General features: G+C 61.4%; 13 protein-coding genes. 5 read left to right on the top strand and 8 right to left on the bottom strand.

The features are described from left to right. Positions 1-14: 14 nt before the first annotated feature. Complete coding sequence (locus tag GV829_RS02860) at positions 15-923, top strand: DMT family transporter (protein ID WP_246202988.1); 909 nt, start codon at positions 15-17, stop codon at positions 921-923. Between the two features lie 53 nt (positions 924-976). Here the strand turns inward: GV829_RS02860 and GV829_RS02865 are convergent, their stop codons facing one another. Next, a complete protein-coding gene (locus GV829_RS02865; RefSeq protein WP_169943740.1) occupies positions 977-2,197 on the bottom strand; it encodes a polyhydroxyalkanoate depolymerase in 1,221 nt (406 codons plus the stop codon). Between the two features lie 173 nt (positions 2,198-2,370). Here GV829_RS02865 and GV829_RS02870 point away from each other — a divergent pair, with 173 nt between their 5' ends. Further along, on the top strand, positions 2,371-4,191 hold the full coding sequence (locus tag GV829_RS02870) for an ABC transporter transmembrane domain-containing protein (RefSeq protein WP_169943741.1): 1,821 nt from the start codon (positions 2,371-2,373) through the stop codon (positions 4,189-4,191). Here the strand turns inward: GV829_RS02870 and GV829_RS02875 are convergent. The 3 genes from GV829_RS02875 to GV829_RS14280 all read right to left on the bottom strand — a co-directional run bounded on the left by GV829_RS02875 (position 4,188) and on the right by GV829_RS14280 (position 7,042). Then, positions 4,188-5,366 carry a hypothetical protein gene (locus tag GV829_RS02875; RefSeq protein WP_169943742.1) on the bottom strand — a complete coding sequence of 393 codons (1,179 nt, stop codon included), beginning with the start codon at positions 5,364-5,366 and terminating at the stop codon, positions 4,188-4,190. The genes GV829_RS02870 and GV829_RS02875 overlap by 4 nt on opposite strands. Then, complete coding sequence (locus GV829_RS02880) at positions 5,363-6,757, bottom strand: glycosyl transferase family protein (RefSeq protein WP_169947871.1); 1,395 nt, start codon at positions 6,755-6,757, stop codon at positions 5,363-5,365. The genes GV829_RS02875 and GV829_RS02880 overlap by 4 nt, the downstream gene beginning before the upstream one ends. A gap of 69 nt (positions 6,758-6,826) precedes the next feature. Then, on the bottom strand, positions 6,827-7,042 hold the full coding sequence (locus GV829_RS14280; RefSeq protein ID WP_246203146.1) for a hypothetical protein: 216 nt from the start codon (positions 7,040-7,042) through the stop codon (positions 6,827-6,829). On the opposite strand from GV829_RS14280, the gene nhaA reads away from it, so the two are divergent. Both nhaA and GV829_RS02890 read left to right on the top strand, forming a co-directional pair. After that, positions 6,969-8,213 carry a Na+/H+ antiporter NhaA gene (nhaA, locus tag GV829_RS02885; RefSeq protein WP_425505458.1) on the top strand — a complete coding sequence of 415 codons (1,245 nt, stop codon included), beginning with the start codon at positions 6,969-6,971 and terminating at the stop codon, positions 8,211-8,213. The two genes, GV829_RS14280 and nhaA, sit on opposite strands and share 74 nt — an antisense overlap. After that, positions 8,210-9,604, top strand: a complete 1,395-nt coding sequence (locus GV829_RS02890) for a hypothetical protein (RefSeq protein WP_169943744.1) — start codon at positions 8,210-8,212, stop codon at positions 9,602-9,604. Before nhaA ends, GV829_RS02890 begins: the two co-directional genes overlap by 4 nt. A gap of 125 nt (positions 9,605-9,729) precedes the next feature. On the opposite strand, the gene GV829_RS02895 is transcribed toward GV829_RS02890, so the two are convergent. The 4 genes from GV829_RS02895 to GV829_RS02910 form a co-directional block, all read right to left on the bottom strand. After that, entirely contained in the window at positions 9,730-10,662 is a 933-nt protein-coding gene (locus tag GV829_RS02895; protein WP_169943745.1) for an electron transfer flavoprotein subunit alpha/FixB family protein, read from the bottom strand. Between the two features lies 1 nt (position 10,663). Then, positions 10,664-11,416 carry an electron transfer flavoprotein subunit beta/FixA family protein gene (locus GV829_RS02900; protein WP_169943746.1) on the bottom strand — a complete coding sequence of 251 codons (753 nt, stop codon included), beginning with the start codon at positions 11,414-11,416 and terminating at the stop codon, positions 10,664-10,666. A 100-nt stretch (positions 11,417-11,516) separates the two neighbouring features. Beyond that, complete coding sequence (gene sucC / locus GV829_RS02905) at positions 11,517-12,716, bottom strand: ADP-forming succinate--CoA ligase subunit beta (protein ID WP_169943747.1); 1,200 nt, start codon at positions 12,714-12,716, stop codon at positions 11,517-11,519. Between the two features lie 112 nt (positions 12,717-12,828). After that, complete coding sequence (locus GV829_RS02910) at positions 12,829-13,191, bottom strand: hypothetical protein (RefSeq protein WP_425505434.1); 363 nt, start codon at positions 13,189-13,191, stop codon at positions 12,829-12,831. Between the two features lie 64 nt (positions 13,192-13,255). Between GV829_RS02910 and GV829_RS02915 the strand changes: the two genes are divergently transcribed. Continuing rightward, positions 13,256-14,419 (top strand): sigma-54 interaction domain-containing protein, encoded by a 1,164-nt coding sequence (locus GV829_RS02915; RefSeq protein ID WP_246202990.1) that lies wholly within the window; start codon positions 13,256-13,258, stop codon positions 14,417-14,419. Positions 14,420-14,539 lie beyond the last annotated feature (120 nt).

The following is a 14,539-nucleotide window of genomic DNA, read 5'->3' on the forward strand; positions in this document are numbered from 1 at the left end:
CTATGACCCGGAGCATGAGTGCCCCCCGATCGATCACATTGCTGGCCTTCCTCGTCGCCTGCCTGGGCGTCGCGCTGTTTTCGGCGATGGACGCGGTGATGAAGGGGCTGGTGCTGAGCATCGGCGTCTACAATGCCCTGCTGTGGCGCAACCTGGCGGGCGTGCTGATGAGTGGCGCGGTCTATGCGGTGAGCCGCCGGGGTTGGCCTTCGCGCGCGGCAATGCGCCTGCACATCTGGCGCGGCGTGGTCGTGGCGGCGATGGCGCTGCTGTTCTTTTGGTCGTTGGCGCATTTGCCGCTGGCAGAAGCGATTGCGCTTTCGTTCATCGCGCCACTGATTGCGCTCTATCTGGCGGCGGTTCTGTTGGGCGAGACGATCGGCAAGGCGGCGATCTTTGCCTCGATCATGGGCATTGCCGGCGTGGCGGTGATCATGGCGGGCAAATTTGGCGGCGGCGATTATTCGGCCGACGCGATGAATGGCGCGCTGGCGGTGTTCGGCTCAGCTGTGCTGTTCGCCTATAACCTGATCCTGGCACGACAGCAGGCACAGCTTGCCGAGCCTTCGGAAATTGCCTTTTTCCAGGTGCTGACGGTGGCGCTGGTGCTCTTGCTGGGCGCACCCTGGTTCGCGATCTTGCCTGACGGTGCCGAGTGGGTGCCGCTGATCGGCGCGGCGGCGCTCGCCATCGTCTCGCTGCTGCTGCTGAGCTGGGCCTATGCCCGGGCCGAGGCGCAGGTGCTCATACCGGTCGAATACACCGCCTTCATCTGGGCCGCGATCCTCGGCTGGATCGTGTTTGACGAGGCACTGACTTGGACGACCGTGGCGGGTACTGTGATGATCGTCGCCGGTTGCCTGACCGTCGCGCGGTCACAAAAGAACCCTCAGCCGATGCAGGTCGAGGAAAGCGTGGCCTGAACGGCACACTAGAGACGGTCTGGGCCCCGGCTTTCGCCGGGAACAGTCGCTGATCAATCCCCGTGGGTACGGATCCAGTCTTCGACAATCGGGGCGATCTGTTCACGCCATTTGCTGCCGTTGAATATCCCGTAATGGCCCGCGCCCTCGATGAGGTGATAGGCCTTTTGATCTTCGGTAAGGCCGGTGCTGATCTTGAGCGCGGCCTTGGTCTGGCCGATGCCGGAAATGTCATCCCGCTCGCCCTCGATGCACAAAATGGCCGTCTTGTTGATAGCACCTGGGTCGATGCGCAGTCCGCGATGGGTGAACTCCCCCTTGGGCAGCGCATGACGCTGGAAGACGACGTCAACAGTCTGGAGGTAGAATTCGGCGGTCATGTCACAGACGGCCCGATATTCGTCGTAGAATGTCTTGATGACATCGGAACTGTCGTCATCTCCCTCAACCAGATGATTGAACATGGTCCAATGGCTGACCATGTGGTTACCCAAATTCATCGACATGAAGCCGGTGAGCTGGAGGAAGCCGGGATAGACCTTGCGTCCCGCGCCCGGATAATAGTTGGGCACGCGGGCAATGACATTGTGGACGAACCAGTCATGCGGACGCTGGACCGCCATGCTATTGACCTGGGTCGGCGCCTCGCGCGTGTCGATTGGGCCACCCATCATGGTGAGAGTGACCGGGGTGGCGGGATGGTTTTGGGCATTCATCAGCGCCACCGCGGCATAGGTCGGCACCGAAGGCTGACATACGGCGAGGGCGTGGGTCCCCGGGCCAATCGCATCAAGAAATTCGATCACATAGTCGACGTAATCATCGAGATCGAAGCGACCTGCCGAGCGTGGAACCATTTTTGCATCGGCCCAATCGGTGATGTAGACGTCGTGACTGGGCAGCATGCGTTCGACCGTGCCGCGCAACAAGGTGGCGTAATGGCCCGACATCGGCGCAACGATCAGAAGTTTCGGGTCGCCTGAGCGGCCTTCGCGGACAAAACGAAGCAGATTGCCGAACGGCTTTTCGACAACCAACTGTTCACGCACGGGAACGGCCTTGCCCTCAATGACCGTGTGGTCGAGGCCGAATGCGGGTTTGCCGCGCGGTTCAACAGCATGGGCAAACACCTCGAGCGCCGAAGCAAGCACAGGGCCTCCCCCGAAATAGGCGAAGGGCAGCGCCTTGCTGCCGAGAATGCGGGCGCTGGCATCGGCCCAGCGGCCTGCTCCGGCGAGCAGCGCCTTTTGCATGTCAAAAGCGTGATAGAGCATGGGCAATGCGAACTTTCCTGCGAGGACGGCCCTGTGTCGGTGCCTATCCGTTTCATCGATGCTGACATGCTGCACCGCAACATGCAAGCGGCAAGTGCACCCTTGGTATGGACGTCCCTGTTCGGGTCTGGTCCACGATTGAGTGCTCTGCATGCAACTGCTAGGGCCCGATCATGAGCGAAACAGCCCCCGACGCCTCGCAAAGCAGCGCTGGCACCAGCTTGCCGCAAGCCACCGCGCCTGCCGCCAAAAAATTGGGCAGCCTGCGCATGGTTTGGACCTATGCCAGCGCCTATCCGGTCCAGATCGCCCTGGCTCTGCTGGGCCTCACCATGTCTTCCGCGGCAACCCTTGCCATCCCTGCGGGTTTCAAGCTGGTGATCGACCGGGCCTTTGTGACCGGCAACACAGAGAACATCGACCGTTACTTCGGCTATCTGTTGCTGATCGTGGTCGTGCTGGCAGCAGCGACGACGTTGCGATTTTATTTCGTTTCATGGCTGGGTGAGCGGACAGTGGCCGACATCCGCCGCGCGGTGAACCGCAACCTGCTGCGCCAGTCACCCAGTTTTTTCGAGGAAAACCGGCCTTCCGAAATCGCCAGTCGTATGACGTCGGACACGTCGATCATCGAAATGGTGGTGGGCACGACCCTGTCAGTGGCGTTGCGCAACATGGTCACCGGGATCGGCGGCATCATCTATCTGTTCACCCTGTCGCCCAAGATGGCAGCGATGATCATCATCGGCATACCGCTGGCAATCATGCCAATCATGCTGGTCGGTCGCAAATTGCAGACCATTTCCCGTGCCAGTCAGGACAAGGTGGCAGGCGTAGGCAGCATGACCACTGAAGTGCTGGGGGCAATGAAGATCGTTCAGGGGTTCGGCCAGGAAGCGCGCGAAGGCGAACGTTTTGCCACGGCGGTGGAAACCACCTTTGCTACTGCCAAACGGCGCATCTCGATCCGTGCCGGCATGACAACAGCCGTCATCTCCATCCTGTTTGGCGGTATCATCTGCCTGTTGTGGTATGGCGCCTGGCAGGTCGTGCAAGGAACAATGACCGGGGGCACGCTGGCAGCCTTTGTCCTCACCGGAGGGCTGGTGGCCGGGGCGTTTGGCGCCCTGACCGAAGTTTACGGCGATCTGGTGCGCGGCGCGGGCGCGGCAAGTCGCCTGTCCGAGTTGCTCCATGCCGAACCCGAGATAAAGGCTCCGCCGACCCCTGCGGCACTGCCAAACCCATCACGCGGTGAAATGGCTTTCGAGCATGTCGAATTCCGTTATCCATCGCGCCCGGATATGCCCGCGCTGCATGATTTTTCATTGGCCATCCGACCCAATGAGACAGTAGCGATTGTCGGCCCATCCGGTGCCGGCAAGACTACCCTGTTCCAGTTGGCCCAGCGATTCTATGATCCGCAGTCTGGCCGGGTTACCCTGGACGGTGTTGATATCCGAGAGACCGATCCGGCAGAGGTCCGCGCAAGAATCGCAATGGTGCCGCAAGAAACCGTGGTCTTCGCGGCGACGGCACGGGACAATCTGCGCTATGGTAACTGGTCGGCCAGCGATGCCGAAATATGGGAAGCTGCTGAAGCGGCGAATGCAGCGGAGTTCTTGCGCAAGCTACCTGTAGGGCTCGACACATTTCTGGGGGAGGCGGGCACACGCCTGTCCGGTGGTCAACGGCAACGGGTAGCCATTGCACGTGCCCTGCTCCGCAAATCACCGTTATTGCTGCTCGATGAAGCGACCTCCGCTCTTGACGCCGAGAGCGAAAAGCTGGTGCAGGACGCGCTTGACCGGTTGATGCACGACCGGACGACAGTTGTCATCGCCCACAGGCTCGCCACGGTGCGCGCCGCAGACCGGATCATCGTCATGGATGATGGACGAATCGTCGAACAGGGCACGCACGATAGTCTTGTCGCCCAAGGAGGCCTTTACGCCCGGCTGGCGAGCCTCCAGTTCAATGCGATCCCCGCCTAGAAATCCGTCGCAAGTGTGACGGCAACTCCGCTACCTGGCGCCGCCTGACCCGCCAGTCTTTGCCGCCAGTCGATTGACAATCGTGGCGCCGCTTGGCCCAAGCGGACGTCTAGGCCGGGGCCGCCATCCAGCCGCGATACGCCTGGTTGCGCCGCACCCCAGACACCTGCACCCGCAGACAGGCGAATATTCGCCAGGGCCGCCAGTGGCCGGGTAATGCGAACCGAACCTTCGCCAAAGGCATCCCGTCGCCTGACACCAACAACGCCGGCCGCGCCATAACCATCCAATCGCCAACCATCCGGCAACGGCAGGTCCGAAACGCCGCCAGAAGCCATGGCCGCAAAGGCCGAGCGAGATTCGCCTCCCATTATCCCATGGCGCCGTTCGACAGCCAACCGGACAGGAATGGCCGGTGCCGGCTGCCAACTGAGGCCGACCGCCCCCTCAGCCCCATCCATTGACTGACCTGTCGTCGTTAGCCGAACATATATGTCGCCGCCCTGCCCCCGGTCGATCGTCCGTGCCAATCGGGCACCACCCTGAGAACCACCAAGCATCGCGACTGAACCGAGGGACGGAAGACGACTGCCATAAGATCCGTGACGCAGGGCCAGCCAAGCGCCCCCCGACCAGCGGTTGACCACACTAGCGGATCGATCACGCAATCTCGGCAAAAGGCCATTGCCCATCATGGCAAGGCGGCCGTCGGCCGCGACGGCGGGTGCGCCCGATGCCAACGCAGTCCGACTGTGAAACGCCAGCATGAGAGACCTCAACTGGGACCGGCGAGGGGCAGGCGTCGGTTGGTAAGTGGCCGGGCCAAGGATCGGTTGCCGCTCAGCAGGCATTGGCGGGAGCGCGAGCGGGGAGGAAGGCATCGAGACTCGGTGGCGAGGATCATGACGGATCGGGCGCACGGCGAGGCGGACAGTGGTGACCGGTGCAAGCAGACCAGGCGCCGCGAGAGGATCTGTCGACACGAGCTGATGTGCCGGTTGGTCATGAATCTTGGCGAATGCATCGGGATAGTGCACAAAGGGCGCAGCCCCTCCCGGCAAGGGCGCGACCGGACGTTGAAACAGTGATCCGGCAAAGGCGATGGTCAATCGTGATCCTGTCCACAGCAGCAACACCACGGACAACAAAATCAACGGAGGCGAACGGCGGATCATCTGCGATCAGTCGCCAAGGAAACTGTGGCGGGCCAATCCGGAAAATGATGGGTTGTCTTGTCCCAGACAAGCGGTTGTCCACCTAGCCCGCGCCAATGACCCAACAGCGCTCGCCATGCTGTCATGACCAGGATGACATTGCTTACAGGCTGGCGAAAAACAGCCATGCACCCCTGTTGCCAGCCGTAAACGCGCCCAGTGAACCAGCCGCGCATTGCCAGTCGCCACACAAGCAGCACAAGGTTGAAACTGGCAAGCAACCAGGCAAGCGGACCGCCGATAAGCACCTGGGTTCCGCCCATCGCGCCCAGCGCAAAGGCCGCCAACCCGGCAAACATGGCGGTATAGGCAGCCAAAGTGGCCACCGCTGCCAGCAAGGCCCGACGGTCACGCCACAGCATCCAACACGAAACAATTGACCGGGCCAAACTGGCCCCGGGCGGCTTCACCCAGCCGATTCGGCGCCAGCCTTCGAGCGCGTTGCCCCTCAGCCAGCGGGTTTTCTGTCGAACCGCGGCTTCTATCCGTTCGGGGAAATAGGCGCGCGAGGCGATAAGGCGCCCATCCGCCGCGACGGCGCGTACAAAGTCTGCACGGCCACCAATGGCTGTAAGGCGCATGCCAAGCTCATAATCCTCGGTCAGGCTATCTGCCGGGAAGGGGCCGTCCCTCCCGGCAAGTTGATCCAGCACATCGACACGAAAGGCGCAGCCTACCCCCGCTGTCGGCAAAGGCGCCCCCAACGCGGAGCGAATGGCCAGTTCCTTTCCATGCGCTTCAGCGAATTCGTCACAATAGTGGCGGCGTATCCAGTGATTCCCTCGACCCATCAGCGGTATGACCGGCAGTTGGACAAAGTCGGCAGTGCGGAGCGATTGATCGAGCAGCGGCAAGGCTGCGGGATCGACCATATCCTCTGCATCGTGGATCAGAATGGCGCCCTTGCGAGCGCGTCCTTGTGCAACATCCTGGCGAAACCGACGCCATAGGGTGTTGAGGCAATCGCCTTTTGTCGTCGGGCCAGGCCGTTCATTGACAACCATGCGAACACGCCGGTCACGGGCAACGCGTTGGGTGACCGCCTGCATCGTTGCGAAATCATTGGCATAGACCCCGACATAGACGATCAGGCGCGGACTGGGCCAGGCCAACAGACAATGATCGAGCATCGCCCCGATGACCCGGGATTCAGCCCAGGCTGGAATGAACAGGGCAAAGTCTCTTTGCAGGGGGGAGGCAGGATCGGGCGCGGCACGCACCGGGTCAGCCAAACCGGCAATATACAGCGTATCAACCGCAACATCGTCGATGCCGAACAAGGCAAAAACAACGGCCGCGAACAGGCCCAGTTCAAATGCGATCGCTGCGAGGAACAGCGTCAACGCCTCCATCACGGGTGCCTCTCGACAAGGACCGGTTTGCAACCGATCCGGCCAGAATTTTCCCGAGATATGTCGCTTTCATACAATTTCGCATCCGAAATGGCAAGAAAGCGACGAACGACCGTTGCGATGCACTTGGCGGGTTTGCCAAATCATGCTGCCTGTATAGAAAAGAGTCATGACCCAGACCAAAGCCAATACCGCACATTCCCGGTCCGCATTGCGGGCGTTTTTAGAAAGCGAAGCCGCCGGCGGGATCATCTTGATCGGTGCGGCGATAATGGCGATGATCATCGCCAATTCGCCGTTCAGCCAAGGTTATCATGATTTGCTGCACAGTCCGGTGAGCCCCGCCCTCACCGAGAAACTGGGGCCGATGACCGCCCATCTGTGGATCAATGATGGGCTGATGGCGATTTTCTTTCTGTTCGTCGGGCTGGAGATCAAGCGCGAACTGGTTGACGGGCGACTGTCCAACTGGGCACAACGGCGATTGCCGGTTGTTGCAGCCGCCGGCGGCATGATCATACCTGCCCTGGTTTATCTCGCCTTTGTTTTTGGCGACGCCCAATTGACCAGCGGCTGGGCCATCCCGGCAGCCACTGACATTGCCTTTGCCATCGGCGTTCTTGCCCTGCTCGGCAGTCGTGCCCCGACCTCGTTGAAGCTGTTCCTGGTCACGGTTGCGATCGTTGACGATATGGGCGCCGTTGCGATCATCGCGCTTTTCTATACCAAGGGCCTGAACCTCGCGGCACTGGCGGCGGCGGCACTGGTGCTGGCGGTCATGTTCGGGCTTAATCGGGCAGGGGTGCGGCAGTTGTGGCCCTATCTGATCGCAGCCGTCCTGCTATGGTATGCGGTCCTGCTTTCCGGGGTCCATGCAACCATCGCAGGGGTACTGGCAGCGTTTACGATACCGATCATCGTGACGCCGGGAGCACCGGATTCCGCAGACAGTCCGCTGCACCGGCTGGAGCACGCGCTTGCCGGACCGGTCGCATTTTTCATCGTACCGCTGTTCGGATTTGCCAACGCCGGCGTCAACCTATCGGGTATCAGCCTGTCGGACATGCTGGCGCCGATGCCGCTGGGGATCGCCATGGGCCTGTTCCTTGGCAAACAGTTAGGCATTTCGGCGGCGGTTTGGGTCGCGGTAAAGAGCGGCTTTGCCGCCAAGCCGCGCGGTGCAACCTGGTTGCAAATATACGGTGTCGCCCTGCTCTGTGGCATCGGCTTTACCATGAGCCTGTTCATTGGCGGTCTGGCCTTTTCCGACCCGCACCTGGTTGATGAGGCCAAGTTGGGCACCTTGTCCGGTTCGGTGCTGGCTGCTGTCTGTGGTTATCTGGTTCTGAAATTCGCTCCTCTGCATCCCGATCATCAGCGCGAGGAGCAAGAGGTGTCAGAGGAAATCGCGCGAGACGGCGACGTCTCCGACTGGTCAGACGAGGCCGGGCGATGATCCGCCGGCTTGTCTCGACAGCTGCCGCGGCATTGTTGCTGGGCGGTTGCACTCAGTCAGCCGCGCCTGTTGTTACACCAGCATCATTTGACACGCCTTCGCAGTGGCCGACCACAGAACAAGCGATTGCCAGCCTGACCAACGCCTATCTGCGCCTGACACTGGAAGCCGGGACGCATGAGGCGGAGTATGTGGATGCCTATTATGGGCCGCCGGAGCTTCGCGAAAGGGCAGTTGCTCGGCCCCGCAGCCGAGCCGCCCTGGAGGGTGAGGCACGGGCGATGGTTTTGGTGATCGACAATCTCTTGCAGCAACCAGACCTTGCAGCCCGTTCCCCGGAGCCAGACTATAGTGATCGCCGGCGATTGCTGGCACTGCGCGGGATGCTGGTGGCCGCCGAAACCCGGCTGAAGATGATTGGCGGCGAACGCTTCCGCTTTGCGGATGAGGCGCGGGGTCAATTTGGCGTCGAGGTAACCACCCGGCCGCTGTCCGACTTTGACGCGATATTGGCACGGCTGGACACGTTAATCCCCGGCGACGGACCGCTTGCGGCGCGCGTTGATGCATTCAACGAACGCTATGTCATCCCGGCTGACCGGCTGCGTCCGGTATTTGATGCGGCGATTGCAGAATGCCGACGCCGGACGATGGCGCATATGACGCTGCCCGAGGGGGAGAGCTTCACCATGGCCTTTGTCACCGACAAGCCATGGTCGGGCTATAACTATTATCTCGGCAATTATCAGAGCCGCATCGAGATCAACACCGACCTGCCGATCCGCATCAGCCGCGCTGTCGATCTGGGCTGTCACGAAGGCTATCCCGGCCACCATGTGCTCAACCTCATGGTCGAAAGCCGGATGGCGCGGGGCGGGGCGACGGCCAATGGCCGACCCGGTGCGCCTTGGATCGAGTATACGGTCAATCCGCTCTACAGCCCGACCAGCGTGCTGTCGGAAGGCAGCGCCAACTATGGCATCGACCTCGCCTTTCCGGGGCCGGAGCGATTGGCGTTTGAGCGCGATGTCCTCTACCCGCTGGCTGGCCTCGACCCGTCAACCGCCGAGGCTTTCTGGCGGGTGCAGCAGGCGACCGAGGCTCTGGGCGGGGCGCGGCTGACTATTGCCCGCATGTATCTGGATGGCGAGATAGACCGCGCACGGGCGGTCGAACTGACCCAGCGCTACCTGTTGCTGTCCCCGGCGCGGGCCGAACAATCTGTCGGTTTTACAGATCATTACCGCAGCTATGTGCTCAACTACGGCTGGGGCAAGGATCTGGTCCGGCAGTATATTGAGCGCGGCCAGCCCGACGATGCGACCCGTTGGCGGCGGATGGAGCATATTCTCTCCGAACCGACACTACCGACTGACTTGATGGCTCCCTGAGGCCATGTGACACGGTCGGAGCCGAATGCAGACCCATCATTCGGCCACTATCCCGCAACGAAAAGGCCGGACGTTCCATGGGGAACGCCCGGCCTTTTTGCGAGCCTGCCTGACGGCGCGAAGCGTCAGAGCTTGCCGGTCAGTTCGGGGACAAGGTTGAAGAGATCACCGACCAGACCAAGGTCTGCCACCTGGAAGATGGGGGCGTCTTCATCCTTGTTGATCGCAATGATCGTCTTGGAATCCTTCATGCCGGCAAGGTGCTGGATCGCGCCCGAGATGCCGACGGCGATATAGACTTCCGGCGCGACGATCTTGCCGGTCTGGCCGACCTGATAGTCGTTGGGGACATAGCCGGCATCGACCGCGGCGCGGCTGGCGCCGACGCCTGCGCCGAGCTTGTCGGCCAGCGGCACGATGACTTCCTCGAACTTTTCAGCCGAGCCCAGCGCACGACCGCCCGAGACGATGATCTTGGCCGAGGTGAGTTCCGGACGTTCGGACTTGGCGATCTCCTCGCCAACGAACTGGGTCACGCCGGTGTCGCCGGTGGAGGCGACGGCTTCCACCGTGCCGCTGCCACCTTCGCGCGCCGCCTTGTCAAAGGCCGTACCGCGCACGGTGACAACCAGCTTGGCGTCAGAGCTTTCGACAGTGGCGATGGCGTTGCCTGCGTAAATCGGGCGGGTGAAGGTCTTCGGGCCTTCAACCGAGAGGATTTCGCTGACCTGCATGACATCGAGCAGAGCGGCGACACGTGGCGCAATGTTCTTGCCAGATGTGGTGGCAGGCGCGACGAACGCATCATGGCTGTCCATCAGACCCGCAACCAACGGCGCAACATTTTCCGCCAAGCCGTTGGCGTAGGCAGCATCATCGGCAACATGCACCTTGCCGACGCCAGCGATCTTGGCCGCGGCATCAGCGACAGCACCCACACCCTGGCCAGCAACCAGCAGGTGGACTTCGCCCAACTTTGAGGCGGCAGTGATGGCGGAAAGGGTGGCGTCCTTGACGGCGGCGCCGTCATGTTCGACCCAAACGAGAGTCTTGGTCATGTCAGGCAACTCCCATCGCTTTGAGCTTTTCAACCAGCGTATCAACATCGGGCACCTTGATGCCGGCGCTGCGCTGAGCGGGCTCGGTAACCTTCAGGGTCTTGAGCCGCGGCGCCACATCCACGCCGAAATCAGCAGGCGATTTGGTCGCCAGCGGCTTTGACTTGGCCTTCATGATATTGGGCAGCGACGGATAGCGCGGCTCGTTGAGACGCAGATCGGTGGTGATGATGGCGGGCAGGCTGACGTTGACAGTCTGGAGACCGCCGTCGATTTCGCGCTTCACGGTCGCCTTGCCACCATCGACCGAAACCTCGTTGGCAAAGGTCGCCTGACCCCAGCCGGTGAGGGCACCGAGCATCTGGCCAGTCTGGTTGCTGTCATCGTCGATCGCCTGCTTGCCAAGGATGACAAGCTGCGGCGCTTCTTCGTCGGCAATCGCCTTCAAAAGCTTGGCAACCGCCAGCGGCTCAACTTCTACGCCATCGTCAACCTGGACGAGAATGGCGCGGTCAGCACCCATGGCGAGTGCAGTGCGGAGCGTTTCCTGCGCCTTGGCCGGGCCGATGCTGGCGACGACGATCTCTGTCGCAACGCCCTTTTCCTTGAGACGGATCGCTTCTTCGACAGCGATTTCATCAAAGGGGTTCATCGACATTTTGACATTGGCGAGATCAACGCCCGTGCCGTCCGACTTGACGCGGGGTTTGACGTTGTAATCGAGCACCCGCTTGACGGGGACGAGGATCTTCATGGGTACACTCCCTGATGATTCAATGGACCGCAACTAGTTGACGTTCACGTTAACGTCAAGTGCCACCCCTCCCCTGACAGTCAGGAGAAGGGCGGAAACATCAAGCAACCTTGCGGACTTCAGCCACGATCTTCTTCGCCGCGTCGCCAAGATCATTGGCCGGCACGATGGCGAGACCGCTCTCGGACAGGATCTTCTTGCCCTGCTCGACATTGGTTCCTTCGAGGCGGACGACCAGTGGCACCGACAGGTTCACTTCCTTGGCTGCGGCGACAATGCCGTCGGCAATGATGTCGCACTTCATGATCCCGCCAAAGATGTTGACGAGAATGCCCTTGACCGCCGGATCCTTGAGGATGATCTTGAACGCGGCCGTCACCTTTTCCTTCGAGGCGCCGCCACCGACGTCGAGGAAGTTGGCGGGGAATTCGCCGTTGAGCTTGATGATGTCCATCGTCGCCATGGCAAGACCGGCGCCATTGACCATGCAGCCGATGTTGCCATCAAGCTTGATGTAGGCGAGGTCATATTCGCTTGCCTCAACCTCCGCAGGGTCTTCTTCGGTCACATCGCGCAGCTCGGCGATATCCTTGTGGCGGAACATGGCGTTGCCGTCGAACGCCACCTTGGCGTCGAGGACGAGGATCTTGCCGTCCTTGGTCTGCACCAGCGGGTTGATTTCGCACATTTCCATGTCGGTCGCGATGAAGGCTTCATAGAGCTTCTTCACCGTGTCCTCGGCCTGGGCAGCGAGGTCACCCTCGAGCTTGAGCGCGGCCGATGCCTTCTTCGCATCAGCGTCGGTCAGGCCGGTGGCCGGATCGATGGTCAGCGTGGTGATCTTTTCCGGCGTGTCATGAGCGACAGTTTCAATGTCCATCCCGCCTTCGGTCGAAACGATCATCGCGACGCGGCTCGACTTGCGGTCAACCAGCAGCGACAGGTAAAATTCTTTTTCGATGTCGGCACCGTCGGTGATGTACAAGCGGTTGACCTGCTTGCCAGCTTCGCCAGTCTGGATCGTGACCAAAGTGTTGCCGAGCATGTCAGTGGCGTGGGCGCGCACTTCATCGAGACTGAAGGCCAGACGGACGCCGCCCTTGGCATCGGCAGGCAGTTCCTTGAACTTGCCCTTGCCGCGGCCACCGGCGTGGATCTGCGATTTCACGACATAGAGCGGCCCAGGCAGGCGCTTGGCGGCTTCCACCGCTTCCTCGACCGACAGGGCGGCATAGCCCGCAGGGATGGCGACGCCAAATTTCGCCAGCAGTTCCTTGGCCTGATATTCATGAATGTTCATCGTGCGCCTTCCCGGTCGAATGCAAAAGACATGAGTCGGCTGGCCCTAAAGCACATGCGGGGCCCATTGCAAAGACAGCGAATGTTTCAGTCGGCCAATGGACCCTGATGGTTCAGCCGCGCCGGTCGATCGCACAGATAGCGGCCGAGGAGGACATGACCGCCCAGATTTCCGGGTCACCCAGCGCATGGGCACGGTGGAGGAACTGGTCAACGGTCATCTGGCGCGGGTCTTCATCACGCAAATCCCCCAATCGTCCGATCCGGCGCAATTGGAGAAGCGATAGCCGATCAACCATGCGGGCGGCCATGCAACTGGCCATCGGGCGCGACAGACCTGCATTGAGGAGGCCATCGCGAACGCGCGTTTCCGGCGTCGCGCAGGCGGAAAGAGTGACCAGAAGGCCTGTAGTGCCCGCCAGTCCTATCCAGCGGGCGCAAGCGCGTTGCATCATCATCAATCCCGATATCCGCATCAGATCACACCATTATGAAGCGAGCGGCAAGCAACCGGCAACCATGATTCCCGAAAGTCAGGACATGACGACTGCTCCCGCCCCTGCCCTGTCACAGCCTGCCTATATGGCCGATGAACCGGACGATGCCGTGCGCCAGATGCTGGCTGGCAACAGCCCTGCCATCCGGCATGTCCGGGCGATGATCCGCATGGTGGCTCCATCGGATGCCAGTGTGCTCATCAGCGGCCCCACCGGCAGTGGCAAGGAAGTGGTGGCAAGGGCTATCCATGCAGGGAGCAACCGCGCCCATCGGCCCTTTATTGCAGTCAATTGTGGCGCCATTCCTTCCGAACTGATCGAGAGCGAGTTGTTTGGCCATGAGCGCGGCGCCTTCACCGGTGCGCATGACCGCCGGATTGGCCGGTTCGAGCAGGCGGCAGGCGGAACCTTATTGCTGGATGAAATTGGTGACATGCCGGTGGCTGCCCAAGTCAGGCTGTTACGCGTGCTCGAACACAAATGCTTCAGCCGCATCGGGGGGAGACAAGAGGTTCCATTCACCGGCCGGATCATTGCCGCAAGCCATTGCGACCTGCCCCGGCGCATCGAGGAAGGCAGTTTCCGCAGCGACCTGTGGTACCGGTTGGCGGTAGCAATCATCACCTTGCCATCACTTGATCAGCGGCGGGAAGACATTCCCGACCTGGTCGAGCAACTTTCCCGAGGCATTGATCGGCCCGCCCGGCTGAGTGATACCGCCCTGTCCATGCTGGCCCGACACGATTGGCCCGGCAATGTCCGCGAACTGCGCAGCGTTCTGGTCCGCGCCGCGCTGTTCCATCCACCGGGACTCGGCCCGGTGGATGTTCGCCACCTGCCTTCGTTGATCAGCCCGGCGGGCAGTGCGCCCGCTGCCGGGCCCCTGCTCAAGCCAGTCGAAGATGACGGCCTGTCAGGACTCATCGCCGCGCTGGAACGCAGGCAAATGTGCGATGCGCTCCGCCGCGCCAATGGCATTGTCGCTAACGCTGCCCGGATGACCGGCATCAACCGGACAACATTTATCGAAAAGATGCGGAGGCACGGACTGACCCGCGCAGAAGCAATCGAACCTGCCACCCACAATCGCCGTGACGAAGACAAGGAGAATACGCCCAACCAGATCAGCCCGAAAAGTCCTGAAATACTTCCTCTTTTGGCTGAACGCCGAGCGCGCGAAGCCCGTGTTCCGCCCGATCCCCATTGATGGCTGACACGGACGATGTTGGCACCGAGGGCGACCAATCTGGTCCCTGGTCGTCTGAAGCCGGCATCGTCAACAGGGCACACCCCCGGTCCATCATCCCCTTTTGATGTCACCGGGGGT

This window comes from Sphingomonas lacunae, assembly GCF_012979535.1.
Classification (GTDB): Bacteria; Pseudomonadota; Alphaproteobacteria; order Sphingomonadales; family Sphingomonadaceae; genus Sphingopyxis; species Sphingopyxis lacunae.

What these genes read in the sequence shown, in the direction of transcription:
- GV829_RS02880 (WP_169947871.1), bottom strand. Translation starts at nt 6,757, where the DNA reads ATGGAGGCGTTGACGCTGTTCCTCGCAGCGATCGCATTTGAACTGGGC.
- GV829_RS02890 (WP_169943744.1), top strand. Translation starts at nt 8,210, where the DNA reads ATGATCCGCCGGCTTGTCTCGACAGCTGCCGCGGCATTGTTGCTGGGC.
- GV829_RS02900 (WP_169943746.1), bottom strand. Translation starts at nt 11,416, where the DNA reads ATGAAGATCCTCGTCCCCGTCAAGCGGGTGCTCGATTACAACGTCAAA.
- GV829_RS02865 (WP_169943740.1), bottom strand. Translation starts at nt 2,197, where the DNA reads ATGCTCTATCACGCTTTTGACATGCAAAAGGCGCTGCTCGCCGGAGCA.
- GV829_RS14280 (WP_246203146.1), bottom strand. Translation starts at nt 7,042, where the DNA reads ATGATCATCGCCATTATCGCCGCACCGATCAAGATGATCCCGCCGGCG.
- GV829_RS02870 (WP_169943741.1), top strand. Translation starts at nt 2,371, where the DNA reads ATGAGCGAAACAGCCCCCGACGCCTCGCAAAGCAGCGCTGGCACCAGC.
- GV829_RS02860 (WP_246202988.1), top strand. Translation starts at nt 15, where the DNA reads ATGAGTGCCCCCCGATCGATCACATTGCTGGCCTTCCTCGTCGCCTGC.
- GV829_RS02910 (WP_425505434.1), bottom strand. Translation starts at nt 13,191, where the DNA reads ATGCGGATATCGGGATTGATGATGATGCAACGCGCTTGCGCCCGCTGG.
- GV829_RS02895 (WP_169943745.1), bottom strand. Translation starts at nt 10,662, where the DNA reads ATGACCAAGACTCTCGTTTGGGTCGAACATGACGGCGCCGCCGTCAAG.
- GV829_RS02915 (WP_246202990.1), top strand. Translation starts at nt 13,256, where the DNA reads ATGACGACTGCTCCCGCCCCTGCCCTGTCACAGCCTGCCTATATGGCC.
- GV829_RS02875 (WP_169943742.1), bottom strand. Translation starts at nt 5,366, where the DNA reads ATGATCCGCCGTTCGCCTCCGTTGATTTTGTTGTCCGTGGTGTTGCTG.
- sucC (WP_169943747.1), bottom strand. Translation starts at nt 12,716, where the DNA reads ATGAACATTCATGAATATCAGGCCAAGGAACTGCTGGCGAAATTTGGC.